The following is a 22459-nucleotide window of genomic DNA, read 5'->3' as shown; positions in this document are numbered from 1 at the left end:
CTTTAGTGATAGTGAAAGTAAAAAAGCGCTCAATTTGAGTGCTTTTTTATTTGCTCTTCTATATAGTTTTCTAATTGGTTCATTGATCTTTTTTTCACTTCGGGAGAAATATGGGCATAGACTTGTGTAGTAGAAACATCTTTATGTCCTAAAAAATCTTTGATATCTTCTAAAGGTATTCCTGCTTGTCTCGTTCTAGCTGCAAAAGTATGTCTACCATCATGCACAGTTATGTGGGGGAGATTGGCACGTTTTTCAATTCTATGAGAAGCACCGTTAACGGTTCGATCTCTTATTGGAATACCTTTATTTTTACCGTAAGTATTTATAAAAATAAATGCTTCGTGGTCATCTGTTTCAGGTAAAAAACCAAATTTTTTTATTACTTGATTTCTTAAAGTCAATAAGGCTTTCTTTACTCGTTTTGTCATAGGCAATGATCGTGTACCAGATGGGGTTTTTGTGTCATCTGTAATAATTAAACCTTTGTTAGGTCCTTTTTCAGCAGCCCCAAGTCGTTCACGATTGATATTAAGTGTATTCTGAGAAAAATCAATATCAGCCCATTGTAGCCCTAAAGCTTCTGATTTTCGCAATCCTTGATCAAATATAATAAGAAAAAAGGGATACCATATAAATGATTTCTCTTTTTTGGCAAATTCGAGAAATAGTTCAGATTGATCAAAAGTATAATATTTAACTTTCTTTTTATCAGATAGATTTCTTGGAAACTCAACAAAACTAGTAGGGTTATTCTTTATATATCCTAACTGAATAGCTTTTTTGAAAGCATTGCTAAGAGTGGCATTGATACTTTTGGCTGTTGTTACTGAGAGACCTTCCTTAGTTCTACCTAAACCCTTTTTAGTAAGTAACTGATTGATGAATCTTTGATGATCAGCTCTAGTATATTTATCTAGTTTATATTTTCCAATATATGGATTGATGTACATTTTTATATTTGCCCTATGAACTATTCTTGTTCCTTCTTTAACATTCATTTTATAGTTATTAATCCAATCGTCCATGAATTTTTCTATAGTTAATTTCTTAGGGTTATTTTGTATATATTCTTCAGAAGCTATTTGTCCCTCAATGATTTTTGCGAATTTTTCAGCTTCTTCAAAACTTTTAAATCCTTTTTTATGAATTTTTCTTTGTAACTTTGTCCCGGGATCAATCCCATTTGATACATAGACTTCATAACGGTAATCTTTTGATTTTTTTAAATAGTACTTTTTAATGGAGGCCATTAAAATCAATCCTTTCGTAATTCATGCCCAATAGTAAGATATTTCAAGTTGGGTATATTTATTAAAATGTGTATTTAGATAAGATTCGTACTAATAAAAATAAAATACGAACTTATGTTCTTTTATATCTAAAAAGAAAAGCCCGAAGGCTATTCTTTTTATTGAAGTTTGAAGAATAATTTAGTATTAAAATCATTAAATTCTATTAATGTATCATCACCAGTTGGAACTAATATTCCTACTTTTCCAGTTTGAGTTCCTCCCTCATATAAATCCTTGTAGCCGAATTCTTCACCATCATTTAAAGTAGCATAAGCTTCTTGTGATACTTCTTCACCATTGGAACTTACAGGTGTAAAGTTAGGCATTACATAATAAGGATCGTCTTGACTCCCCTTATTCAATTTCATAACTACGTCAAATATTACCCATTCTTTCCCCGCAGGAGGAGTTTCATTGAATTGATTTGCACTCGTTAGATAGTTCATTGCTTCTTGCCCTCGGATAACGTTTGATACAGTCATCGATACATTTGTTTCAATTTTACTTCCATCTTCAGTATAATATTGAGTATCAAAAGTTGCAGTTGTACCCACCGGTACAGGGTTACTGCGTTTTCCAATTGCTGTTTCAATTTTTTCAGATGAAGCAGTTTCCCTCGTTGAAGAATTAGTGGAAAGTTCTATTGAGCTTGTACTTAAACTAACGGTATCTTCTTTTTTTCCCTCACAAGCTGCTAATAAAATTACTGATGATAAAACAAAACCTAACATAATACTTTTTTTCATTTTTTTCCTCCAAAAATAAAATAATTTACTCCCACTTAATGGCAAGCAGTGATAGCCGCCAATTAAATTAAAAATCTATACACGCTTTCAGGAAGCCCATACAAATTTGTTAATTCCTCGACTTTTCTAGGGTATTTATCGTTGTCTTCTTTATAAAGAGAAACAATGAGATTAGCGGCAAAGCAATTCGCTTCGCTTTCTGATTTGCTTCTGGATGTTCGTGTGGATACATAATAGCTAGATAACCCACGATGAAATATAGCGTGACCAAGTTCGTGAGCGCAAATATAGAACCGTTCTTCAGAATACTTCAGTTCGTGATTTAGAAGAATAATTGAGCGTCCTAATAATTCTTGAAATTGCCCCTTTGGGTTATTCAAAAAGGGAACGTATCTAATTTGAATATCCATTTTTTCACAAATAGTAAAGGGATTAGCAGAATTATATTTTTGTTTTAGTCTGCCGACTAGACTAATTACGTCCATCTCCATAGAAAATCACTTCTCTTTGCTTTTATCTTCTTTTCTAAACTCCCAGAATAAACCAGTCAACACATCTTTCACACGTTGTTTTTCTTCATCTGTTAAAGTTTCGCCACCATAAGCCATGTTAACGTTGGAATCGAGCATTTTATCTAATTCAATTAAATCATTTTCATCGGCCCATTTTGGTGTTTTGTTTCTTCCTAATAGATAGTCAGTAGTGACATTAAAATAATCAGCAAGAGCGGTTAATGTCTCTCTGTCTGGACTTCGTTCTCCACGTTCGTAGCCAGAGATAGAAACCTTAGATACATGAATAATATCGCCTAGTTCTTGTTGTGTTAATTTTTTGCTTTTTCTCAGTTCTTTTAATCTAGTTCCAAAGTCCACGTTAACACCCCGTTTCTAAATACAATTTTATCGTTAACTAGTAGTTAACACAAGTTGTCTAAAAATAGTTAACTAAATAGTAACTTTTCGATTGACAATTAACATCTTGTTAACTATAATCGAATTAACATCAAGTTAACAAAAAAAGGAGGAAAATAAATGGTTCTAAAAAAATTAGAAAAAATTAGAAAAGATAGTGGAAAAACTTTTCAAGATGTAGCAAATCATGCTGGATTAACTAAAGAGTTTTACTGGATGATCGAAAAAGGAAAGAGAAAGCTTTCTTATGAAAATGCAGTAAGAATTGCTTTAGTATTCGGCAAGGAACCAGACGATATTTTTTTAGAGCATGAGTTAACTAAAACGGAATTTTCGTATAGTAAGGAGGTGGACAAATGAAAGAAGATTTTACTAAAGTATTTTGGACTTCAATAATATTATTCTTGCTCTTGATGATCTTTTCTCGTTTGATTTACCACTTTATGTTCTAAACCAAAGAAATTAAGAACAAAGTCTATTAATGAATTTTCGGTTTTAATTTCTTTTGTTCCTTCGGCTTGGATATCAAAAAATCTGAAACTCTCTTTCGGATATTGGGAAACTCTTTTGGCTTTTTTGGAATAAAAGAATTAAACAATGCTACGAAAGAAATAATAGTAGCAAAAGAAGCGAGCGAACAAAAAGAGAACAAGGAGGTATTTTTATAACACACCAAGAAAAAATAAACATCGTACTTGATGCAAGACCTAGACTAGTACACATCATCAAATGTGCTACAGATGTTCAACTTGATCTTTTAGTTGAAGAAGTTCAAAAAGAGCTTGAACGTGAATTAGACGAAACAGCTTTTGTTTGATTCTTTAAATTAATAGTATAAAAAAATTGCTCGTATTGATATATGGGCGAATAAGAAATTGAGGTGTTTAAACTGTTAAAACAATCAGCTGTCATTCGAGAATCATTAATCAAGGTGATAAATAAGAGTGGCAAAACGAAGAAAGAAATAGCAAAGCAAGTTAATGTATCTCAACAGTCATTGAGTGATTGGACAACGCCACATAATACTAAGCCTGTGACGTTAGAAAATGCTCAAGCTTTAACTGATCATTTTCGAGATTCAGATTTTACTCTCCATGTAATCCATAAATTTTTTGGATTATTTAAATCAATTGATGGAGATGTTTATAGAAGAGACCCCTCGTCACTAGATAAGCTTCAAATGATAGAATCCGATGAGCGAAAACAAAAGAAACAAGAAGTTGAGAAAATTCTTCTCAAAAATGAGGATTATTTAACCGCTGAGGATCGTCAGCAAATCATTTCATATGCATATGAGTTTTTAGACGAGATCATGATTGAAGTGACTCTGATCAGTGTACTATGCGAAATTCTTGGAATTGATATTCGTCAACTAAGCGAGCAGCGTTTAACTTATTGGATCAGTCAAGGATACATGAAAGGAGAATTAAAATGAAGATTTCACAAATGGAAAGAGTGGTCTCTTTAGTTCAAAAAAAGCAACCAAAAGAAAGAGTTTGGAAGAAAGCTAAAGATATTGCTGAATATTTCGGTGTCTCATTAGCTACTATTTCTAAATGGACGAATTCAAAAAATGATCCGTTACCTTCTCGAAGGGTTCGAGGTGTTTTGCAGTATGACTTCGAGTTAGTGAAGGAATGGGAAGAACGCAATACTAATTAGAAAGGAATGTGAAGCAATGAGAACGGTTTTTAAAATGACTGTCAAAAGCGCTTTGCTTATGTGTCTTGTAGCAATCATACTGACAAGTATCAACCCGGCATATGCGCTGATTTATTGGGGAACTTTAGTAGTTGTTACTGCTGTAAGAGAAAGTTTCAAAATGCCAACACAAAAAAGACCGACCAGCGATGGCCGTCGCTAATCGGTAACATAAAAAAACATAACTAAGGAGATTTTACCATATGAATCCAAAAATTAAAAATTTAATTGAAGAACTAATACATGAGTGTAACGAAAGTGATGTAGCCATCACTCTTGGGGCGATTGATCCAAGTGTAGATGAAGCAACTGTTGTATTTGGTGGAACATTTGCTTTGCAAACAATTGTACTAACACTAATGAACGATAAGTTTAAAGAAAGTATACGAACTAATGATTGCGATTGTCCTGCATGTAAGGCTACAAAGGAGATGATGTTTAATGAATGACTTTGCCTCATCGTTAGATCAATACCTAAATACTCCAGATTGGGGAAGACCACAAACTGAGGAGGATGAAGATGAGTAAATCAACTTTAGACATGAGCCATCAAGAATGGCTCGAAGACCGCAAAAGAGGTATTGGTGGTTCAGATGTTGCAACCGTACTTGGATTGAATAAACACAAATCCCCTTATCAATTATGGCTTGAGAAAACGGGTCAAATTGAATTAAAAGATTCAGAGAGCGAACCAGCTTATTGGGGCAATGTTTTAGAAGAAGTTGTTGCCAAAGAATTTCAAGAACGAACAGGCAAAAAGGTCCGTAGAAGAAACCAAGTGTTTGAACATCCGTTACATCCATTCTTAAGAGCAAATATCGATCGTGATGTAGTAGGAGAAAATGCCATTCTTGAATGTAAAACAGCGAATCAATTTTTTAGCAAAGAATGGGAAGGAGAAGAAGTGCCACTTAGTTATTTGTGTCAAGTGCAACATTACATGAATGTTTTGAACAAGGATTATTGTTATATCGCTGTGTTGATTGGTGGTCAAAGATTTATATGGAAACGAGTTGAACGAGATCAAGAACTGATTGACATCATCACAGAACGGTTAGTTGATTTTTGGGAAACGAACATTATCGGCGGAGAAGAGCCACTGATCGATGGAAGTAAAGCAACGTCAGATTTTCTAAAAGAGCGTTATTCAGAATTAGATTCAACTGAAATTATGCTTCATGCTGATTATGATGTTCTACTCGATCAAAAAGAAGAGTTACTCAAAAATAAGAAGGAACTAGAGAAGAGTATTCGACAAATCGACAATCAAATTATTCAGGAACTTGGAATAAAGAATGCCTCTACAGGTATCACACCTAATCGGATTATTTGTTTAAAATCAGTCGTTTCTAAACGAAAAGACTTGAAGAAAATAGCAGAGAAATATCCATATGTGATGAAAGATGAGGAAATTTACAGTTTATCAACTTCAAATAGATTAGTGATAAAGGAGATTCAGTGATATGGCAACAAGTAAAGATTTAAAGAATCAACTAACAGAAAAAAACAATCAAGCAGTGGATGTTTCAAAATTAGGTTTTAAAACATTGATGAGTCAGCCAGCTATGAAAAAGAAATTCAATGATATTTTACACGAAAAATCAGATGCTTTTATGGGTTCTCTTTTAACGTTAGTTGGTGGCGATGATTATTTATCTAAAGCAGAGCCGATGACCATCATCGCTTCTGCTTTAAAAGCAGCAACGATGGATTTACCAATAGATAAAAATTTAGGATATGCCTATATTGTTCCATTTAATCGGAAAGAAAAGGTAGGAAAAGATTGGATTACGCATAACGAAGCCCAATTCATCCTAGGATACAAAGGCTATATTCAGTTAGCACAACGTTCTGGACAATACAAAGCACTTAATGCAATAGAAATTTATGAAGGGCAATTAATTGAATGGAATCCTCTGACAGAAGAGTTTCAGTTTGACTACAATGCGAAACAATCTGATCGAGTAATCGGTTATGTTGGATTTTTTGAATTACTAAATGGGTTTAAAAAAACTGTTTATTGGACAAAGCAAGAAGTGGAAGCTCATCGTATTAAACATGCCAAAGGGTTTGATAAAACAAAGCTAACTGGAGCGTGGAAAGAGCATTATGATGCGATGGCGATAAAAAACGTCTTACGTAACATGTTAGCTAAATGGGGGATTTTATCTGTAGAAATGCAAAATGCGGTTACTTCTGATGAAAGAGTTTTTCGATTTGATGAAAATAATGATCTTGTAGAAGAAGTGACTTTAAATGATGCAGAACCAATCGAACCAGAACGTAAAGAAGCAGAAAAAGTGGAAGACGTATCATCAGCGTTTGATGAATACGAAGAAACAGCAAATACAGATGAACAACAGGATTCATTGTTCGATGATATGAATCCACCACTATAGCGAGGGAGTTTCCCCTCGCTTATCTAAGGAGGTGATAAAGTGGCAAGGCCATATAAACAAGGCGTTGACTACTACTCACTAGATGTTGATTTTTTGAAAGATATTAAGTACCGAAAAATTCGTAGGTCGTGTGGATCACAAACTTGTGAAATACTACTTTGCCTGCTCGGCTATATCTATGGAGACATGGGGTATTTCTTGCGGTGGGACGAAGATTCGGCGTTCTTAGTTGCTGACGATGTCGGGGCGAAAGAGGGTCTAGTAGAAGAAGTTGTATCTAAAGCGATTCAAGTAGGATTTTTTAATCGGGAAAAGTATGAAAAATACCAAATTTTAACATCAAATGGAATTCAAAAAAGATATAAATTAATAACAAGAAAACGAAAAGAAGTATCCATAAAAAAAGAGTACCTAGTTAATGACGTCAATAACTTAGTTAATGGAGGTAATAACTCTACTTCAACTGTAGTTAACGGTGTTCGTAATACACAAATAGAAAAAGAAAGTAAAGTAAATGAAATAAAAGATTATGAAGAAGATATGGGCGTGTACGAGTTCATTCAAAAATCTTGGGGAAAACCACCTACTGGCATTTTGCAAGGCGCATTAGGTCCGTGGATTCGCGAATGGGGATCAGAAATGATTTTATTTGCATTTCAATCTGCTTATGAGAATAGCGTAGAAATGCAAGGGTTAAAAAAATACGTGGATAAAATTCTTGCTACGTGGAAGTCAAACAATGTTTCTACGTTACAGGAGGCAGTCCAAGCGAAAGAAGATTGGGAAGCGAAGAAGAGCCAAAGGACTTTCTCTAACTCTCAGCCAAGTCGTAACGTAACACGAAAAGAACCTATCCCGAAATGGCTGGCAGACTATGAAGAACAAGAAAGGCTCAGAAAAGAAAGAGAAGCGCATCGATACGATGATGTCCCTTTCTAAACGTGAGGTGATATTTTGAAAGAATATAACTATCTCAAACTGGTAAAAAAACTGGGGGAATGCAAACAAGGTGATGAACGTCAATGTTTGCAAGCAGTTTATAGCCAGCTAAAAGATTTGACCGAAGACCAAATAAAAAAAGATCGTTCAAGCTGGAGTAAGTTGCGTGTTTATTATGCGCTATACGTAGACCGAACAAAGCTGGAACATATTTTGGTAAAGGAAAAAAAGAAAAAGGAAGAGCTTCATGTACGAAAGATGAAATATTCTCTTTTGTCATTTGAAGAGTGTTATCAAGGGTTACAGAAATATTTAGAAAATCAACCAAAAGGAGTAGTCGTGTAGGTGGGACAGCCAAAGCAAACAGGTGGGACACCTAAGAAAAGACCGAGATTTTCTCTTGATGATGATACTCTAGCACAGCTTGCTTGGTTATATGAACAAGATACCAAGAATACAAGTCATCGAATCTATCCATCGGATACGTTGAAGAAAATCATTAACGAAGCGTATACAGTACGCAGATCATTTAGAAATTAGCTATTGGAGGTTTAAGCGTGGCATACGTTGTAAAAGCAATGTGTTATGTCGATTCAGAAGGATATGGAGTTCCTAACTTAAAAGGAGCTAAACGTTATGAATCAAAGGAAATGGCAGAATTAGCTGCCTATGTGAGTAATGGCGAAGTAGTGGAGGTAAAAGATTATTCTCAAAAAACTAATAAAATCAATCCACTTAAAAGGAAAAATTTGAGAAAAGAAAAACAGTCAAAATTAAATCAGGCTTGGTTGAAACAAGAAATGAGTAAGCATGAGCAGAAAAAAGAAATTCATTCCAGAAGTTAATTAAGAGGTTGAATGCTTTTGGTGTGACTCAGAACATGAGACACCATGGATTTATCTATTTGTATGATATGTAAAGACAGTCTACGACAGATGTTGATACGGAAGATAAAAATAAACTCGTTATTCTAGTTGAAACAGGAAAGAAACAGTACAAAAGACATCTTGTGAACATCACTAGTTGGAACATGTATGTGGTTGAAGATTTAGAAGGCGCGAAGGTCAATGAATACAAATACGAAGTAAATTACATGCCAGAAAGTATTGTGCCGTTTACGGTGACTGAGAAGAAGTAGGAGGACAGCGAATGATACCGAAGTTTCGAGCGTGGCACACACCGTTTAAAGGTAAAAAATTTGGGCAAGAAATGAAATATGGACAAGTAGGAAGGTTGATCACTCATGCTGAAATGTCTCCAGATAAATATATCCTCATGCAATCCACAGGACTGAAAGATAAGAACGGTGTAGAGATTTTTGAGGGGGATATAGTACTTTTCAGTGTAAGTGATGGTTTTAATCACTTAGATCATGAAAAAGCTGTTGTTCAAGCCTCTGGGTGTCATTCTGGCTTAATTTGTAAGCTAGTAGACTTGGACTTAGAATATCGAATTTATTATGATCCAGTATTTCACACTGACTATGAAGTTATCGGGAATATATACGAGAATAAAGAGTTATTAGAGGTAGAGTAATTGACTAAAATATTAGATGCATGTTGTGGTAGTCGAATGTTTTGGTTTGATAAACAGAATCCAAACGTAATTTTTATGGACATTCGGAAACAATACGAAGAACTAAATAGCGGACATGTCGTTGATATCAATCCTAATGTCATTGGAGATTTCAGAAATATGCCATTTGAAGATGAATCATTTTATCATGTAGTATTTGATCCGCCACACTTGCTTAAAGCAGGCGAGAATAGCTGGTTGGTCAAAAAGTATGGAAAATTAAATCCCGAAACTTGGAAAGAAGATTTAGCATTAGGATTCAAAGAATGTTTCAGAGTATTAAAGCCAAATGGAACTCTTGTATTTAAATGGAACGAGGATCAAATCAAGCTATCAGAAATATTGAATGCAATTGATTATGTGCCATTATATGGAAATAAGAGAGCTAAAACACACTGGTTAGTATTTATGAAGAGTATCTAGCTACCTCGTGAAATTGTAGGATCAATTTTGATTAAATATGTAATTTCTGAATTTACCAGATAATGGGAAGGTAAACATGCAAATTAAAAGGATCGTTTGGAAAATTAAAACTATAGTTAATGCTGTAGCGTTGAATTTTAAGTACAAGCTTAAATGTATTCCCCATTCAATCAAATTTAATCCAATTAAATAAAAGTAGTATCTCTTTTTAATCTTACAGTTTTTAAGAAAATAGTAGCTAATATAATAATCTAATAAGACAAGTATAACCAATATATGTTTATCTATAGTGACTATAGTGTCATGTTTTTCTGAGAGTCTATGGAAATACATTAATAATGTTGGTAAAGGAATATATATTGTTAATAATGATATAAAGAAAAAGACTATAAATGGCATTTCGTCACTCCCATATAAATAAAACTATGTAAAAAATATCACAATCTTGTGTTGTGGTCAAATATTTTCATGTTATCTATTTTGTTATTATCGTCAATAAATGAAAAGGAGGAGGTAGAATGATGGGTTTCAAAAAGAGTGACAAAGTAGTGACTAAAATAGGATCAGGCGTGTCATTATACTTCTTGGACAACGAATATTATATAGTTCAAGATGCTTCGATGCCTGGCAGAATCGTTTTGATTGACGACGATAAACAGCGTTTGAGTTGGCCATCTAGTAAATTCGAATTATATGAGGAGGTGGCGGAAGGATGAGTGGATTGATAATAGTCGTTTTAGTCTCTTCAATAACTTCTTTTATTGTTTCTTTTCTCATGTTGAAATGGCACATGAGAATGTTTAATAAATGGATAGAAAATTTTTTTGAGGAGGAAACAAAACAAATAAAAAACTACCTGTCTAAAGACAAGTAGCACAAAAGTTTTTACCAAAAGGAGTCATTTTTACTAAGCCGTTTATAATTTTAGGTTCAGACATTATTGAATTTTTAAGTTCTTTTTTTCTTTTTGAAAAAATATATGAGGTAGCAAGTCAGCAACCACAACTCAACGACAACCAGAAAATCGTGCTGGAGTGGTTGAAAAGTAACAGAAATTCGTTAAAAGTTCCAATGCTTGCAATTTATGAATTAGCAGAATTAGCAGATGAAAATACAAACTTAGCCTACCATCAACTTGACAGTAAACAAGAAATCGAAGTCCTAGCAGCTTTCGCTCAATGGGGATTGGGACAGGAGGAAGAAAGATGAGCTACGAAAATTACAAAAACTGTGTTGAAGAAGTAAAAGATAAAAATGGGAAAGTAATTCAATATCATGATGTCGTTCGTACGTCTGCTGGTGAAATTTTATTAGTAGGATTTGGTGTAAATCATCAACGGAAGTTAAAAGGTTTGAATGCATATAACGATTTTAATGGTGCTCATGACTGGTTAGATGTGTATCCAGACGGCGAGTTAGAAATCTTGGGTAACGTTGATTTTAATGCTGATGAACAGGTGGGAGCGGAATGATCTATCCTTTTATCTTTATTGTGCTTTTCGTTTCTATGTTAGTAATCATCCAAGAAGGGAACAAGAAATAATGGGAAAGACGAAATCGAAAATCAAGAAGAAAAAACGCCGTTTGGAACAAAAGGTGATTCAGAATGGGACGGCTAAGAAAAAATATATGAATAAGAAAAAGAAGAACATAAAAAAGGACAGCCAGTAAATGGCTGTCGCTACATAAAATGGAAATTGTTTGAAAGTTTATCTCATTATACCATAAAAGGAGCGATTTTGCTTGATGAATTTATTACGAGAAGTAGATTTCAAACAAACAAGAGATAATGCCAGAAATGTTTTAAAGAATTTTAGACGTTTAGAGCGCATAGCAGGTCGCTCTTTGATAGATATTAAGTCACCAGTTATAACAGATATGCCTAAAGTTCCTAGTCACGGAAATAAAGCAGAAGATGCCATGATCCAATTAGCAGATGCTGAAGCAGAAAGAGATGCGATTTTGAAGGCTTTGATGGCACTTAGTCTAATTAGTCGTCAGATACTCTACTATAGTTTTTGTGTGCCAGACAGTTTCTCAAACTACAGGATTAGTCGTGAAGTAGGTTATTCAGAAAGAAGCATACAACGAATGAAGTCGGAAGCTCTAATAGAGTTTGCAGAAGCATATAGGCATGGGGAAAAAATTGCTTATAAATAATTTGGCGGTTTTTTGGCGGAATGATGGCGGTTTTTAGCCATTTACCAGTGATATTATGATAGTGTCGAAAGATGAGGAATTCGACAAAATAAGCGAAGGGAGGCAGTCTCCCTTATCGTTGTAATTATGCTTTGATAGACAGCAACTAACCAATCACAAAAATACGAAAAAGGAAGTGAAAACCTCCTTTACTTTCCATTGTTTATCTATATCAACTGGTTGCTGTCTGTTTTGATATAAAAAAATTAGCTATCCTCAAAAGATAGCTAGCAATACAATTATTTTTTACTGCAACAAGAACGACAACAGTATTTGCATCCAGAAACATTTAAATTTGTTTTTTTGATACGAATATATCGGAGCGCTGATGAACATTCTATATAGTATCCAATTTCAATCGAATGATTTTTGTCAGGGGCATATGGACAGTCTATTTCATGTAGTATGTGAGTATTATTTTTTGTAGGTGTTGTATCAATAACATAATTAGGCATATGAAAAACCTCCTTAATTAATTATATAACGACTAAAAATAATTTCGCAATACACTTATGTCGCTGTGGCGGAAATAGAGAGACGCGAAGGTGAAGGTAGGTTTCGTACGGCGGACTACTGGGACCTTGTACAAAACTAGAGAGGAATAGTACATGAGTGGTGCGATCCCATTCCAGCGACTTTGAGATTGAGCAGTAGTGGGGGCAATCTGACCTATATACCATTCTATAGCTACTGCAAGAGGAATGGGCAATCTCAATTATAGCATGCTAGAACTATACCTCATGAGCTGCTCTGAGGTGTAGTTTTTACATAAAAACAAGGATAGCAAACCAGCTAACCTTGTTTTATAATATGTATCGTAGAAAAGTGAAAAGATGGTGGCAATCCATTCTAGGAGGTGATGCTTATGAATGTAAGTATCAAATTTAAGGAAAGGAGAGCCTGAATTGTCAGTGTTTGAGGCGCTACAGCTAATGATTGCTTTTGCGATGTTAGTTTTAGCTATCAAAGATGACAATAACAAAAAATAAACCATCTCTCACTTTGACGAGCTGAGATGGTTTATTTAATCAAACATTAAAGTTTCGTCACCGTCTTTTTAACGGTTCTACACAGGACGTGTTACCAGCACGTCCTTTTTCTATGTCTATTATATCATGTGAAAATACAAAATCAATTGAGAGCACTCGCTGTCTATTAATTTCTAAAGACGGAAGTTATATTTATAGTGCATCGATTAAAGATAGATATAATATGCATCAGCTTCTGAAGTATCAGAATTTACATTATGAAGACCTTCTAGTTTGATGTGAAGTTCTTCAGCAATCTGTTTGATATATTTATTTAATATCCTATTTTCTAATTTTAAATAATTAGCTACCTCAATCGAAATTATTTTATTGCATTCTTTATCTATAAGTCGAACATTAAACTGTTTTATAATGTCGTTTAGATCGGTTTCGTTAGGAATGTTGTTTATCAATGATGTACGCTGTTTTATCGAAATAAGTGTATTTTTTATCATTTTAAATTCATCCATAGCTTCACCTTCTATAATTTTTTTAATTTAAATTTAATTATATATTATACTTTTATTTCTATCCATTTTTTTGCTGAAGAGAAGATGATCGAGGAGGTAAATAATTAATGAGAAACTACTGGTACGTATCACTTTCTAATAGGTATCCACAGCCAAATGATAATGATCCAATTAGAGTGGTCCAGTCAGTCCAAATAAAAAAGAAGTACTCAATCATTGAAATGGCACGAGAAGCGACACCAAAAGAAATCGACAAATATAACCTTCGTTACTGTGGACGTGGGTATTGGAAAGACGAATATATTCAACAAAACATTGAGAGGTACATCAAATGAATGATAACTATGATTACACCAAGTTGATTGAGAAGATAAGAGCAGAGAAAGATATGGATGAACTAGCTACCTTATTCATTAACATCATTAGTTTAGTTGGATTAAAGATGGATGAAGTAGCAGCTCTTAATTATTTTATTGCTGAACAAACAATTAAAGCAGACCACAATGCTAAGTTTATAAAGGAAAAATTAGGCTTGAGTGTAAATAATCTTAGTATTGAAGGAATATTTAAGGTACAAGAAGCCTTAGTGAATGTTTATATAGAGAAATATAGCAAGGAGAATAGTCATGGGGATGTTTAAAAATCTATTTGTTCAAAGCGATAGAAGCGAAATTGAATTGTTCGAAGTAAAAGATGATGCCAATCTATTAGAGATTAAATTAAAAGATACTGACTCAGTACCAGAGATTTATTATAAAGGACAACGATTGGATAAAATACCAAGAGGATTAGTGGATATTTCATATCATTGGCATACAAGAAGTTATGATACAAATGGACAGAATAAAATACATATTGAGTATTATGATAGTCCGAATACAAAGTATCTAGATAAAAGAACGATAGAACATGAGAGAGAAACTTAAATGAGAGAGGTCAGACCTAGAGACGAAATAGATAAACTCTATAAGACAAACAAATGGAGGAAACTTAGAAAGCTAGTCATAGCAAGGGACTTTGGTGTATGCCAAGAGTGTCAACGCCGAGGGATAATAACAAGAGGAGTAGTTGTCCATCACATAATCGAAGCAAGAGAAGATATAACTAAGTTCTGGGACATAGATAACCTAGAGCTTGTTTGCCTTGCTTGCCATAACAAAGAACATCCTGAGAAATCAGGAGGAGAAAAGAAAGTTAAGACGAAGAGAAAGGTAGTGAAGTTCTATGCAACAAGAGAGTAATGTAGCAAATAAACAGATTGAGTCTTTAGAATATCTCACTAAAGAAATTAATGAATTAAAATCAGCTGTTTTGAATGGAACTGTAATTATAGAATCAATCTATGTATCTCGTGAGACGAGACTAATCACCAAGTTTTAGCGACACCTAGATTAGTGTGTGAGAATTTAAGAGTGGAAATAGAACTTAAAAGATACAGAGGTAACTAGCCCCCCTACTTAGAAAAATAGAAACAGGAGGGGCGCCAAGACCGGTGCGCCCCTTCCTTTACACAAATACCGCTTTTCGATTTTTTTAGACGATTAGAAAATAATGAAAGAAGGTGAAATTATGCCAAGACCAGCTAAAAGTGCAAGATTACAATTGCTCCAAAAAAATCCAAACAAAAGAAATACAAAAGAATTGAAAAAGCGAGCAGAAGTTGAAGAAAAATTAAAAATGAATACAGATGAAATCAGGGCTCCTTCGTGGCTAGATAAGCAGGGAAAAGAAGTGTTTGATTTTATTAAAAATGAATTACTATCAGTCGAATTAGTGATGAATCCAGATGTATACTTAATGGCTATGTATAGTGATTGGTACTCTCAATATGTAGAATTAAGAAAGCAATATAGAAAAATGCAAAGAGAGTACAAAAAAGAATACAAACGAAATAAAGAGCTTGCTGAAGCAAGTGGTAAAGAATTCAATGAACCACCAGAGATGTATGGGAATCCATTATCAAAACAAATGGATACATGTTCCAAAAATTTACGTGTTTTTGGTGGAGATTTAGGACTTTCTCCAGCTTCTAGAGCAAAATTAGCTATAAAACTATCTCAAGATGAAGAAGATGATTCAGAATGGAATTGACTTCTTTATCTTATTCTGAGTTAGAAAAATGGTGGGAAAACTACAAGGAGGAACAAGCTTCTTGGGGCGGGATATTATTAGAACCCTATCCAGAATTATTGACTACTTGGTACGCTGAACGTTTGATCGATGAATCTATACCAGCGAGTAAAGAAAATATTCTTGCTGCTAAAAGGCATATATTAGATTTAGAACGACAAGGAACCGAAGAATTTCCGTGGATTTTTGATGAAGAAGTAGGGCATCGTCCAATTCGATTTATTGAAGATAATTGCCGTCCGACTGAAGGAGACTTTGACCGATTTATTTTGCAACCATGGCAACATTTTATCATTGGTTCAATGTTTGGATGGATTCATAAAGAAACAGGAATCCGACGTTTTCGTGAAGCTTTGACATTTGTAGGACGAAAAAATGGTAAAACGTCACTTATCAGCGGATTATCAGCTTATATGTTGGGATATGATAACGAGCAAGGTGCTAATGTCTATGTTTTGGCCAATGCGAAAGATCAAGCATCAATTTTATTTGATAAAACAAAGGAAATGGTAAAGCAATCTCCTAGATTAGACAAAAAGTATAAGCCACAAAGATCATTAATTAAAGACGAAGCAACTTTTTCTAAGATGGAGGCCCGAGCATCGGATAGTAAAAAACTCGATGGATTAAATACTCATTTTGCGATTTTCGATGAAATCCATGAATTTATAAATTTCAAATTGATTAATGTAATAAAAAAATCTCGCGGTACGCGAAGGCAACCACTAATAGTTTATATAACTACAGCAGGTTATGTTCTTGATGGACCACTTATGCAATATTATGATAATGCACTCGATTGTTTAGAACATCTTGAAGATGGTCTGGATGAACGGGTTTTTTATTTTGTAGCAAAACTAGACGATGTTTCAGAAGCGGATGATCCAAGAAACTGGATTAAAGCAAATCCTAACATTGGCTTAATGTCATTTGTTGATTTAGTAACCGACTGGAAAACAGAACGTAACAGTCCTCAAGAGAAAGCTGACTGGCTCACAAAACAGTTTAATTTATTTTCTGACATAGACGAATTATCGTTTTTAGATATGCAAACAATTAATAAGAATAACAAAATAATTGATTGGAAAACGATGGAAGGTGAAGAATGTGTTGGAGGATATGACTTATCAGAAACACAAGACTTTACATCGGCTAATTTGGAATTTCCCATTTATGAAACTGGAGAAATAGCAGTTTTAGAACATAGTTGGATTTCGCAAGAAAGATATAACAACGACAATAATAAACAACGGTTGGATGCTTGGATAAAATCAGGTGATTTAACTGTGACACCAGGAAGTTATGTTGATTATCAGTTTGTTTTTGACTGGTTTGTGGAGCAATCAAAAAAATATAAAGTGTTGAAAGTTAGATATGATCGAAGAAATAGTCTGATTTTAAATCAACAAATGATTGATTTTGGATTTGTCATGGAAGAAGCTATTCAAGGATTCACTACTCTTGGTGGACCAATGAAAGACTTAAAAGAACGATTTTTAGATGGCAAAGTTATTTATAATCAGCAAAAAATTTTTAGATGGTATTTATCAAATGTAAAACTAGTACAAGATAGAAATAATAATTGGATGCCTACGAAACAATCAAAAAATAGAAAAATTGACGGTTTTGCATCAGTGTTAAATAGTCATGTAAGTGTAGTGGAAATGTTTGCTAAAAAATCAAAACAAACAGGAACTGTTGGCTTCATAAGTATAAGAGAAATGATGAGAGGAGGTTAATAAATGAATAAATTCCAAAGGACTATTAACAAAATAACTCCTAAATTTATCAAACAATCAATTATTAAAGGATCCTATGAAAATCAAAATTTTAAATCATGGATTGGAAAGACTTTTTTTGGATTAGAAAACTCAACTCTTGAAACTAACGAAAATATATTTTCAATCATTTCTCGTTTAAGTAATACATTATCCAGTCTACCATTTAAAAAATATTTGAATTGTGAACAGCAATTCGATGAATCGATGGATCGGTTGATGTATTTTCCTAATAAAAATCAAACTTTAGACCAAATAATTAATGTATTGGAAGTTAGTAGAAATACAAACGGAAATGGTTATGCTTTGATTGTTCGAGATATTCGGGGGCAATTAGAATCACTGATCCCGTTCAATCCAAATTATGTTAATCCTATTGTTGAAAGGAGTAGTAAAGAATTATGGTATCAAGTGAATAACGATGGTAAAACATTCTACTTTCATAATTCTGATGTTATTCATGTGCGACACATTGCAGGAAATGGAAATTGGAAGGGAATTAGCCCAATACAAGTATTAAAAAATTCGAATGATTTTGATAAAGCTGTTCGTGAGTTCTCTTTAAAAGAGATGCAATCATTACGAGATTCATTCATTTTAACTTATGACACTAGCGTTGATGAAGAAAAGAAAAAAGCTGTAGTGGAAGATTTCCGACGGTTTTATGAAGAAAATGGCGGTGTACTTTTTCAAGAGCCTGGTATAACTATTGAAGAAATGAACCGTAACTTTGTAGCAACAGACATGAAGATCACTGAGGAAATTACTCGAGATCGTATTGCTAATGTTTTTAACGTTCCTAGTGTTTTTTTGAACTCCGACAGTAGTAGTTTCTCATCAAATGAACAGTTGATGCAACTATTCGTTAATATGACTCTCACTCCTATTGTGAAGCAATATGAAAGAGAATTTAACAAGAAGATACTTCAAAAAAATGAAAGAATAAAAGGCTATTACTTTAAGTTCAATATGATGGGACTCTTGCGTGGGGACAGTGATGCTAGGCAGAAATTTTATCATGGTGGTATTCGTGATGGATGGATGGCGCCAGATGAAGCAAGGATGCTTGAAGAAATGCCACCACGTGGAGGTAAAGCTGCTGATTTATGGATTTCAGGCGATATGTACCCGCAAGAAATGGATCCAACATTAAGGAAATCGCATAAATCTAGTGAAACAGACGTAACTAAAAATAGTTAGGTCTGTTTTATTTTTCCTTGAAAGGAGGGTAGTTATGAAAAAGTTTTGGGAATGTAAACAATCTGTTGATCAAGATGAAGCTGACATCTATATTTTTGGAGAAATTACATCATTCAAATGGGATGAATCAGGTACAACAGCTTCGAGTTTTCAAAAAGATTTAAAAGAGCTTGGAGATGTCAAAAAAATTAATTTACATGTGAATTCTCCTGGTGGTTCTGTTTTTGAAGGAATTGCTATAGGAAATATGTTAAAGCAACATAAAGCATATGTAACAGCTTATGTGGACGCTCTAGCAGCTTCTATTGCCAGTGTAATCGTAGTTAGTTGCGATAAGGTTATTATGCCAGAAAATAGCATGATGATGATTCATAATCCGTGGTCTTTTGCTATAGGTAATGCCAATGAATTAAGAAAACAAGCTGACGATCTTGACAGAATTGCGGAATCATCAGTTGTAACTTATCTTGCTAAAGCTGGTGAGAAATTAACAGAAGAAAAAATCAAACAAATAATGGCTGAAGAAACTTGGTTATCAGCAAAAGAAGCATTTGACTATGGTTTATGTGACATTGTTGAATCTTCGAATCAAATAGCAGCATCTATTAGCGAAAAACTCTTTAGTAATTATCAAAGAGTTCCTGAGAAATTCTTAATGACTAAACAAGAAAATCAAATAGATGATCATGAAAGAAAAAAAATAATCGAACAGGCAAAAAAAGATAAAGAATATATAACTAACGTATTAGGAGGACTTTAAAAATGAAGACACTTTTTGAATTAAAACAAGATATGACAACGGTAGGAAAACAAATACAAAAAACTAAAGATGAAATTTCTCAAAAAGCAGCTGATACTTCAGTAACTGTTGAAGAATTAAATCAATTAAATAAAACTGCAGCAGAGTTACAACAAAGATTTGATATTATCAAGAATCAACATGATCAAATGGAAGTAGAACAAAAAGCAAGCCTTTCGAAAGGTAACTTTACAGAAGCCACAGATCCTAAGCAAAAAATTATTGATGCAAAAGCAGAATTAATTCGAGCAACGATGGCTAATCGTCCTGTGAATTCAGATGTTCTGCAAGTATTAGGAGATAACTCAACTACAAAAGGAAATAAATTCCTGCCTTCTACATTAACAAATGATATTATTGCGGAACCGCTAGTAAAAAATCAGTTGAGAGAAAAAGAAATAGTAACCCAAATTACGAATCTTGTAATTCCTCGTATTTCATTCACAATTGATGACGATGATTTTATTCAAGATGGAGAAGCTGCTAAAGAAATAGAACTAAAAGGAGATTCAGTTAATTTTGGACGATTTCAAACAAAAGTAAAAGCTGGAATTACTGATACAGTATTGATGGGAACGAATACGAACCTGGTTCAAACAGTAGAAAATAATTTACGTGCAGGGCTTGCTGCAAAGGAACGCAAAGTTTCATTTGCTACTTCACCTAAAAGTGGCGAAGAACATATGAGTTTCTATGATAAAACCGAAGTGAATATCAAGGAGGTGGAAGGAAATGATTTATATGAAGCAATCACTAATGCTTTAGCAGACTTGCACGAAGATTTTCGAGAAAATGCAACAATTTATATGCGTTTTTCTGATTATGTAACGATTATTCGAACTTTAGCTAATGGAAGTGCTACATTATACAATGCGCAACCAGAGCAAGTCTTAGGTAAACCAGTAATCTTTACTGATGCGGCTACAACACCTGTTGTTGGTGATTTCTCATATGCACATTTGAACTACGATATTGCAGATGTATTATATGAACAATACAAAGACTATGATAAAGGTATTAATTATTTCATGGTAACAGCGTGGTTTGATCACCAAATTAAATTAGCTTCAGCGTTCCGTCTAGCTACGATAAAAAAAGCGTAACCCCATCAACAGATGGGGATTCTGAACAAATATCTCATAATTCGCGGGATAAATCGAATTTGACAGATAAAAATGATTTTACTTCTTTGAGAGTTTCGGAATTAAAACATCTTTTAGACGAGAAAAATATTTCTTATAAATCTTCTGATAAAAGAGAAGATTTAATTGCTTTATTAGAAGAATCTAAAGAAGAATAATCGTATTATCAATAAAATTCCGTTAATTTAAGTTAGGTGAATGTAAATGATTTTAAATCCAAGGGATGAATTAGATTTACAAGAGATAAAAGAAGCTATCCGAGAAGACTATTCAAATGATGATATAGGTATAATACGAGCTGCTAGATCAGCAATTGCATATATAAAGGGGGCTATCGGAAAAGATAAGCCTTCTTTTTATTTGCAAGATAATGAAACCATAGATTTATTAAATTTAGGTATTTTGCTATTAACAGACCATTATTATCATGCAGGTTCGGCAACTATTGAATCCAGTAGTCAAAATGGTGTACTTAGAGAATATGACTTGGGTTTCAATTCTCTTCTTCTTCAATTAAAAGCGGAATATAAGGTTTTTAAGGAGGAAGAAACAAATGAGGAAAAGTAGGACTGGAAAAATGAATACGATTATTTGCTTTTGGGAATATCAACCTCATAAAGGTCCAGAACCAGGAGATGAAGAAAAAGTAATCCTTTATAAAGCTCGTGCCGAAGTTTATGATCCATCAAAAAAGGATTTGGAAATTCTGAATGGTAAGGAAACTAAAAAAGCTGTAACAGTTGTAATTCGTGATACTCGTGGCTCTTATATTCCGTCAAATAAACATTATGTTGAGATTGAGGATTATAGACTTCAAGGGAAATGGAACATTATAGATGTCAGAAACGATATTTCTGAAAATCGATTTATAACTATTATTTTAGGAATGATTGATGATGTCTGATGTTGAAATTAAAGGTGTTCAAGAAACTTTAAAAAATTTAGAAAAAAAACTAGGTAGTCGAAAAATAAGAGCTATTACTAAAGAAGCGGTAGATGCAGGTGCAAAACAAGTAGAGAAAAGACTACAAAAAGATATGCTTGTTTTTAAAGATAAAGGTTATACCATTGATGAAGTGGTTAAAACAGAAGCTATTTTTAGAAATAATCAGGCCAATGCAAAAATAGGTTGGAATGGTCCACATGAAAGATATAGGATTATCCATTTGAACGAATGGGGATATACTAGAAATGGAAAACAAATTAGACCAAGAGGATTTGGTGTAATTACTAAATCATTGAAAGATTCTGAACCTCTTTATTTCAATACAGTTGCAGAGGAGGTCAAAAAGAATTTATGAATGATATGTTGAATATTATATATGATGCATTGGTTTCAAATGAGTATATTTATTCTATGACCTATAATGAGAAAATGAAAAGTCTAAGAATTAAATTTTACCAACAACCAGAAACAGCTGATAAAACAGGTCCATTTATCACAATAAGACCTGTTGATGTTCCAAATGAGGCTTATCATGGAAGCGACAAAGAATTATCTGTTGAACATTTAATTCAAATAGATGTAGAGTCTGCATATCGAATCACATGTAAACAAATTCAATATGAAATAAAAAATGAATTAAAAAAAATAGGATTTGGCCAAATAAGTGGCCAAGGACTTGATGAATATTTTGCAGAAACAAATAGGTTTGTAGATGCAAGAAGATATCGTGGAAATACAAAAATTTATGATACGAAATATTAAAGAATTAAGATGCAAA

At 33.5% G+C, this 22459-nt stretch carries 38 protein-coding genes and 1 pseudogene; 33 read left to right on the top strand and 6 right to left on the bottom strand.

Translation table 11 applies throughout. The features are described from left to right. Nucleotides 1–29: 29 nt before the first annotated feature. The 4 genes from IGJ23_RS08760 to IGJ23_RS08745 all read right to left on the bottom strand — a co-directional run bounded on the left by IGJ23_RS08760 (nt 30) and on the right by IGJ23_RS08745 (nt 2913). A complete protein-coding gene (locus tag IGJ23_RS08760) occupies nt 30–1253 on the bottom strand; it encodes a tyrosine-type recombinase/integrase (RefSeq protein ID WP_438743649.1) in 1224 nt (407 codons plus the stop codon). Nucleotides 1254–1411: 158 nt separating this feature from the next. Beyond that, entirely contained in the window at nt 1412–2041 is a 630-nt protein-coding gene (locus IGJ23_RS08755) for a hypothetical protein (RefSeq protein WP_034866873.1), read from the bottom strand. A gap of 62 nt (nt 2042–2103) precedes the next feature. Next, complete coding sequence (locus IGJ23_RS08750) at nt 2104–2532, bottom strand: ImmA/IrrE family metallo-endopeptidase (protein WP_010737839.1); 429 nt, start codon at nt 2530–2532, stop codon at nt 2104–2106. Between the two features lie 6 nt (nt 2533–2538). Beyond that, nucleotides 2539–2913, bottom strand: coding sequence for a helix-turn-helix domain-containing protein (locus IGJ23_RS08745; protein ID WP_053766639.1), 375 nt, complete (start codon nt 2911–2913; stop codon nt 2539–2541). Nucleotides 2914–3072: 159 nt separating this feature from the next. Between IGJ23_RS08745 and IGJ23_RS08740 the strand changes: the two genes are divergently transcribed. The 14 genes and pseudogenes from IGJ23_RS08740 to IGJ23_RS08675 all read left to right on the top strand — a co-directional run bounded on the left by IGJ23_RS08740 (nt 3073) and on the right by IGJ23_RS08675 (nt 9989). Beyond that, nucleotides 3073–3312, top strand: a complete 240-nt coding sequence (locus IGJ23_RS08740) for a helix-turn-helix domain-containing protein (RefSeq protein ID WP_053766640.1) — start codon at nt 3073–3075, stop codon at nt 3310–3312. A 520-nt stretch (nt 3313–3832) separates the two neighbouring features. Next, on the top strand, nt 3833–4387 hold the full coding sequence (locus IGJ23_RS08735) for a hypothetical protein (protein ID WP_063627301.1): 555 nt from the start codon (nt 3833–3835) through the stop codon (nt 4385–4387). Next, complete coding sequence (locus IGJ23_RS08730; protein WP_251850071.1) at nt 4384–4614, top strand: DNA-binding protein; 231 nt, start codon at nt 4384–4386, stop codon at nt 4612–4614. Before IGJ23_RS08735 ends, IGJ23_RS08730 begins: the two co-directional genes overlap by 4 nt. Nucleotides 4615–4630: 16 nt before the next feature. Beyond that, on the top strand, nt 4631–4816 hold the full coding sequence (locus IGJ23_RS08725; RefSeq protein WP_010718398.1) for a hypothetical protein: 186 nt from the start codon (nt 4631–4633) through the stop codon (nt 4814–4816). 40 nt (nt 4817–4856) lie between these two features. After that, complete coding sequence (locus IGJ23_RS08720) at nt 4857–5102, top strand: hypothetical protein (RefSeq protein ID WP_010718397.1); 246 nt, start codon at nt 4857–4859, stop codon at nt 5100–5102. A 65-nt stretch (nt 5103–5167) separates the two neighbouring features. Then, a complete protein-coding gene (locus tag IGJ23_RS08715; protein ID WP_228196783.1) occupies nt 5168–6115 on the top strand; it encodes a YqaJ viral recombinase family protein in 948 nt (315 codons plus the stop codon). Between the two features lies 1 nt (nt 6116). Then, complete coding sequence (locus tag IGJ23_RS08710; RefSeq protein WP_228196784.1) at nt 6117–7052, top strand: recombinase RecT; 936 nt, start codon at nt 6117–6119, stop codon at nt 7050–7052. A gap of 39 nt (nt 7053–7091) precedes the next feature. Continuing rightward, on the top strand, nt 7092–7991 hold the full coding sequence (locus IGJ23_RS08705; RefSeq protein ID WP_438774861.1) for a Lin1244/Lin1753 domain-containing protein: 900 nt from the start codon (nt 7092–7094) through the stop codon (nt 7989–7991). Between the two features lie 15 nt (nt 7992–8006). After that, nucleotides 8007–8336 (top strand): hypothetical protein, encoded by a 330-nt coding sequence (locus IGJ23_RS08700; RefSeq protein WP_228196786.1) that lies wholly within the window; start codon nt 8007–8009, stop codon nt 8334–8336. Then, on the top strand, nt 8337–8531 hold the full coding sequence (locus IGJ23_RS08695; protein ID WP_438774860.1) for a hypothetical protein: 195 nt from the start codon (nt 8337–8339) through the stop codon (nt 8529–8531). Between the two features lie 17 nt (nt 8532–8548). Continuing rightward, on the top strand, nt 8549–8836 hold the full coding sequence (locus IGJ23_RS08690; protein ID WP_052096345.1) for a hypothetical protein: 288 nt from the start codon (nt 8549–8551) through the stop codon (nt 8834–8836). Between the two features lie 92 nt (nt 8837–8928). After that, a pseudogene (locus IGJ23_RS08685) lies at nt 8929–9129 on the top strand (hypothetical protein); the annotation flags it as partial. Between the two features lie 11 nt (nt 9130–9140). Further along, nucleotides 9141–9527, top strand: a complete 387-nt coding sequence (locus tag IGJ23_RS08680) for a YopX family protein (protein WP_128435912.1) — start codon at nt 9141–9143, stop codon at nt 9525–9527. Further along, complete coding sequence (locus tag IGJ23_RS08675) at nt 9528–9989, top strand: SAM-dependent methyltransferase (RefSeq protein WP_438774859.1); 462 nt, start codon at nt 9528–9530, stop codon at nt 9987–9989. A 21-nt stretch (nt 9990–10010) separates the two neighbouring features. Here IGJ23_RS08675 and IGJ23_RS08670 read toward each other — a convergent pair whose 3' ends face one another. Further along, entirely contained in the window at nt 10011–10388 is a 378-nt protein-coding gene (locus IGJ23_RS08670) for a hypothetical protein (RefSeq protein WP_010718394.1), read from the bottom strand. A gap of 122 nt (nt 10389–10510) precedes the next feature. Here IGJ23_RS08670 and IGJ23_RS08665 point away from each other — a divergent pair, with 122 nt between their 5' ends. From IGJ23_RS08665 to IGJ23_RS08645, 5 genes are all read left to right on the top strand, one after another. Continuing rightward, nucleotides 10511–10705, top strand: coding sequence for a hypothetical protein (locus IGJ23_RS08665; RefSeq protein ID WP_240143997.1), 195 nt, complete (start codon nt 10511–10513; stop codon nt 10703–10705). 355 nt (nt 10706–11060) lie between these two features. After that, the gene (locus tag IGJ23_RS08660) at nt 11061–11198 is read left to right on the top strand and encodes a hypothetical protein (RefSeq protein WP_155237686.1); all 138 of its coding nucleotides are present in this window, start codon (nt 11061–11063) and stop codon (nt 11196–11198) included. Continuing rightward, a complete protein-coding gene (locus tag IGJ23_RS08655) occupies nt 11195–11461 on the top strand; it encodes a hypothetical protein (RefSeq protein WP_010718391.1) in 267 nt (88 codons plus the stop codon). The genes IGJ23_RS08660 and IGJ23_RS08655 overlap by 4 nt, the downstream gene beginning before the upstream one ends. Nucleotides 11462–11735: 274 nt before the next feature. Next, nucleotides 11736–12149 (top strand): ArpU family phage packaging/lysis transcriptional regulator, encoded by a 414-nt coding sequence (locus tag IGJ23_RS08650; protein WP_034866428.1) that lies wholly within the window; start codon nt 11736–11738, stop codon nt 12147–12149. A gap of 950 nt (nt 12150–13099) precedes the next feature. Further along, complete coding sequence (locus tag IGJ23_RS08645; protein ID WP_223603558.1) at nt 13100–13177, top strand: putative holin-like toxin; 78 nt, start codon at nt 13100–13102, stop codon at nt 13175–13177. 206 nt (nt 13178–13383) lie between these two features. On the opposite strand, the gene IGJ23_RS08640 is transcribed toward IGJ23_RS08645, so the two are convergent. Further along, a complete protein-coding gene (locus IGJ23_RS08640) occupies nt 13384–13686 on the bottom strand; it encodes a hypothetical protein (protein WP_010737830.1) in 303 nt (100 codons plus the stop codon). 107 nt (nt 13687–13793) lie between these two features. On the opposite strand from IGJ23_RS08640, the gene IGJ23_RS08635 reads away from it, so the two are divergent. The 14 genes from IGJ23_RS08635 (at nt 13794) to IGJ23_RS08570 (ending at nt 22443) form a co-directional block, all read left to right on the top strand. Then, a complete protein-coding gene (locus IGJ23_RS08635; protein ID WP_010718386.1) occupies nt 13794–14021 on the top strand; it encodes a hypothetical protein in 228 nt (75 codons plus the stop codon). Beyond that, nucleotides 14018–14326 (top strand): hypothetical protein, encoded by a 309-nt coding sequence (locus tag IGJ23_RS08630; RefSeq protein WP_010718385.1) that lies wholly within the window; start codon nt 14018–14020, stop codon nt 14324–14326. Before IGJ23_RS08635 ends, IGJ23_RS08630 begins: the two co-directional genes overlap by 4 nt. Then, nucleotides 14313–14612, top strand: a complete 300-nt coding sequence (locus tag IGJ23_RS08625; RefSeq protein WP_052096372.1) for a hypothetical protein — start codon at nt 14313–14315, stop codon at nt 14610–14612. The genes IGJ23_RS08630 and IGJ23_RS08625 overlap by 14 nt, the downstream gene beginning before the upstream one ends. Next, the gene (locus IGJ23_RS08620; protein WP_014834202.1) at nt 14613–14927 is read left to right on the top strand and encodes an HNH endonuclease; all 315 of its coding nucleotides are present in this window, start codon (nt 14613–14615) and stop codon (nt 14925–14927) included. 328 nt (nt 14928–15255) lie between these two features. Next, nucleotides 15256–15777 carry a phage terminase small subunit P27 family gene (locus tag IGJ23_RS08615; protein WP_010719498.1) on the top strand — a complete coding sequence of 174 codons (522 nt, stop codon included), beginning with the start codon at nt 15256–15258 and terminating at the stop codon, nt 15775–15777. After that, entirely contained in the window at nt 15768–17555 is a 1788-nt protein-coding gene (locus tag IGJ23_RS08610; protein ID WP_034867889.1) for a terminase large subunit, read from the top strand. Before IGJ23_RS08615 ends, IGJ23_RS08610 begins: the two co-directional genes overlap by 10 nt. 3 nt (nt 17556–17558) lie before the next feature. Further along, the gene (locus tag IGJ23_RS08605; protein WP_088762923.1) at nt 17559–18794 is read left to right on the top strand and encodes a phage portal protein; all 1236 of its coding nucleotides are present in this window, start codon (nt 17559–17561) and stop codon (nt 18792–18794) included. 34 nt (nt 18795–18828) lie between these two features. Further along, nucleotides 18829–19554, top strand: a complete 726-nt coding sequence (locus tag IGJ23_RS08600; protein WP_034867895.1) for a head maturation protease, ClpP-related — start codon at nt 18829–18831, stop codon at nt 19552–19554. Nucleotides 19555–19556: 2 nt separating this feature from the next. After that, on the top strand, nt 19557–20696 hold the full coding sequence (locus IGJ23_RS08595) for a phage major capsid protein (RefSeq protein ID WP_034867897.1): 1140 nt from the start codon (nt 19557–19559) through the stop codon (nt 20694–20696). Between the two features lie 59 nt (nt 20697–20755). After that, nucleotides 20756–20893, top strand: coding sequence for a HeH/LEM domain-containing protein (locus IGJ23_RS08590; RefSeq protein ID WP_080292490.1), 138 nt, complete (start codon nt 20756–20758; stop codon nt 20891–20893). A gap of 46 nt (nt 20894–20939) precedes the next feature. After that, entirely contained in the window at nt 20940–21302 is a 363-nt protein-coding gene (locus tag IGJ23_RS08585) for a head-tail connector protein (RefSeq protein WP_010738226.1), read from the top strand. Between the two features lie 10 nt (nt 21303–21312). Next, nucleotides 21313–21639 carry a phage head-tail adapter protein gene (locus tag IGJ23_RS08580; RefSeq protein ID WP_371126304.1) on the top strand — a complete coding sequence of 109 codons (327 nt, stop codon included), beginning with the start codon at nt 21313–21315 and terminating at the stop codon, nt 21637–21639. Next, nucleotides 21632–22036, top strand: coding sequence for a hypothetical protein (locus IGJ23_RS08575; protein WP_034867899.1), 405 nt, complete (start codon nt 21632–21634; stop codon nt 22034–22036). Before IGJ23_RS08580 ends, IGJ23_RS08575 begins: the two co-directional genes overlap by 8 nt. Continuing rightward, the gene (locus IGJ23_RS08570; protein WP_034867901.1) at nt 22033–22443 is read left to right on the top strand and encodes a hypothetical protein; all 411 of its coding nucleotides are present in this window, start codon (nt 22033–22035) and stop codon (nt 22441–22443) included. Before IGJ23_RS08575 ends, IGJ23_RS08570 begins: the two co-directional genes overlap by 4 nt. Nucleotides 22444–22459 lie beyond the last annotated feature (16 nt).

The organism is Enterococcus sp. DIV1682a (genome assembly GCF_051711005.1).
Classification (GTDB): Bacteria; Bacillota; Bacilli; order Lactobacillales; family Enterococcaceae; genus Enterococcus_B; species Enterococcus_B hirae.
This window is presented reverse-complemented; position numbering and strand designations above follow the sequence as displayed.

Bases quoted from the DNA above. Each gene is read 5' to 3' on its own strand.
- IGJ23_RS08710 (WP_228196784.1), top strand. From the start codon at position 6,117: ATGGCAACAAGTAAAGATTTAAAGAATCAACTAACAGAAAAAAACAAT.
- IGJ23_RS08625 (WP_052096372.1), top strand. From the start codon at position 14,313: ATGGGGATGTTTAAAAATCTATTTGTTCAAAGCGATAGAAGCGAAATT.
- IGJ23_RS08630 (WP_010718385.1), top strand. From the start codon at position 14,018: ATGAATGATAACTATGATTACACCAAGTTGATTGAGAAGATAAGAGCA.
- IGJ23_RS08730 (WP_251850071.1), top strand. From the start codon at position 4,384: ATGAAGATTTCACAAATGGAAAGAGTGGTCTCTTTAGTTCAAAAAAAG.
- IGJ23_RS08635 (WP_010718386.1), top strand. From the start codon at position 13,794: ATGAGAAACTACTGGTACGTATCACTTTCTAATAGGTATCCACAGCCA.
- IGJ23_RS08585 (WP_010738226.1), top strand. From the start codon at position 20,940: ATGATTTTAAATCCAAGGGATGAATTAGATTTACAAGAGATAAAAGAA.
- IGJ23_RS08720 (WP_010718397.1), top strand. From the start codon at position 4,857: ATGAATCCAAAAATTAAAAATTTAATTGAAGAACTAATACATGAGTGT.
- IGJ23_RS08610 (WP_034867889.1), top strand. From the start codon at position 15,768: ATGGAATTGACTTCTTTATCTTATTCTGAGTTAGAAAAATGGTGGGAA.
- IGJ23_RS08575 (WP_034867899.1), top strand. From the start codon at position 21,632: ATGTCTGATGTTGAAATTAAAGGTGTTCAAGAAACTTTAAAAAATTTA.
- IGJ23_RS08570 (WP_034867901.1), top strand. From the start codon at position 22,033: ATGAATGATATGTTGAATATTATATATGATGCATTGGTTTCAAATGAG.
- IGJ23_RS08715 (WP_228196783.1), top strand. From the start codon at position 5,168: ATGAAGATGAGTAAATCAACTTTAGACATGAGCCATCAAGAATGGCTC.
- IGJ23_RS08605 (WP_088762923.1), top strand. From the start codon at position 17,559: ATGAATAAATTCCAAAGGACTATTAACAAAATAACTCCTAAATTTATC.
- IGJ23_RS08600 (WP_034867895.1), top strand. From the start codon at position 18,829: ATGAAAAAGTTTTGGGAATGTAAACAATCTGTTGATCAAGATGAAGCT.
- IGJ23_RS08655 (WP_010718391.1), top strand. From the start codon at position 11,195: ATGAGCTACGAAAATTACAAAAACTGTGTTGAAGAAGTAAAAGATAAA.
- IGJ23_RS08580 (WP_371126304.1), top strand. From the start codon at position 21,313: ATGAATACGATTATTTGCTTTTGGGAATATCAACCTCATAAAGGTCCA.
- IGJ23_RS08760 (WP_438743649.1), bottom strand. From the start codon at position 1,253: ATGGCCTCCATTAAAAAGTACTATTTAAAAAAATCAAAAGATTACCGT.
- IGJ23_RS08615 (WP_010719498.1), top strand. From the start codon at position 15,256: ATGCCAAGACCAGCTAAAAGTGCAAGATTACAATTGCTCCAAAAAAAT.
- IGJ23_RS08620 (WP_014834202.1), top strand. From the start codon at position 14,613: ATGAGAGAGGTCAGACCTAGAGACGAAATAGATAAACTCTATAAGACA.
- IGJ23_RS08725 (WP_010718398.1), top strand. From the start codon at position 4,631: ATGAGAACGGTTTTTAAAATGACTGTCAAAAGCGCTTTGCTTATGTGT.
- IGJ23_RS08755 (WP_034866873.1), bottom strand. From the start codon at position 2,041: ATGAAAAAAAGTATTATGTTAGGTTTTGTTTTATCATCAGTAATTTTA.
- IGJ23_RS08665 (WP_240143997.1), top strand. From the start codon at position 10,511: ATGGGTTTCAAAAAGAGTGACAAAGTAGTGACTAAAATAGGATCAGGC.
- IGJ23_RS08660 (WP_155237686.1), top strand. From the start codon at position 11,061: ATGCTTGCAATTTATGAATTAGCAGAATTAGCAGATGAAAATACAAAC.
- IGJ23_RS08670 (WP_010718394.1), bottom strand. From the start codon at position 10,388: ATGCCATTTATAGTCTTTTTCTTTATATCATTATTAACAATATATATT.
- IGJ23_RS08740 (WP_053766640.1), top strand. From the start codon at position 3,073: ATGGTTCTAAAAAAATTAGAAAAAATTAGAAAAGATAGTGGAAAAACT.
- IGJ23_RS08595 (WP_034867897.1), top strand. From the start codon at position 19,557: ATGAAGACACTTTTTGAATTAAAACAAGATATGACAACGGTAGGAAAA.
- IGJ23_RS08650 (WP_034866428.1), top strand. From the start codon at position 11,736: ATGAATTTATTACGAGAAGTAGATTTCAAACAAACAAGAGATAATGCC.
- IGJ23_RS08680 (WP_128435912.1), top strand. From the start codon at position 9,141: ATGATACCGAAGTTTCGAGCGTGGCACACACCGTTTAAAGGTAAAAAA.
- IGJ23_RS08640 (WP_010737830.1), bottom strand. From the start codon at position 13,686: ATGGATGAATTTAAAATGATAAAAAATACACTTATTTCGATAAAACAG.
- IGJ23_RS08750 (WP_010737839.1), bottom strand. From the start codon at position 2,532: ATGGAGATGGACGTAATTAGTCTAGTCGGCAGACTAAAACAAAAATAT.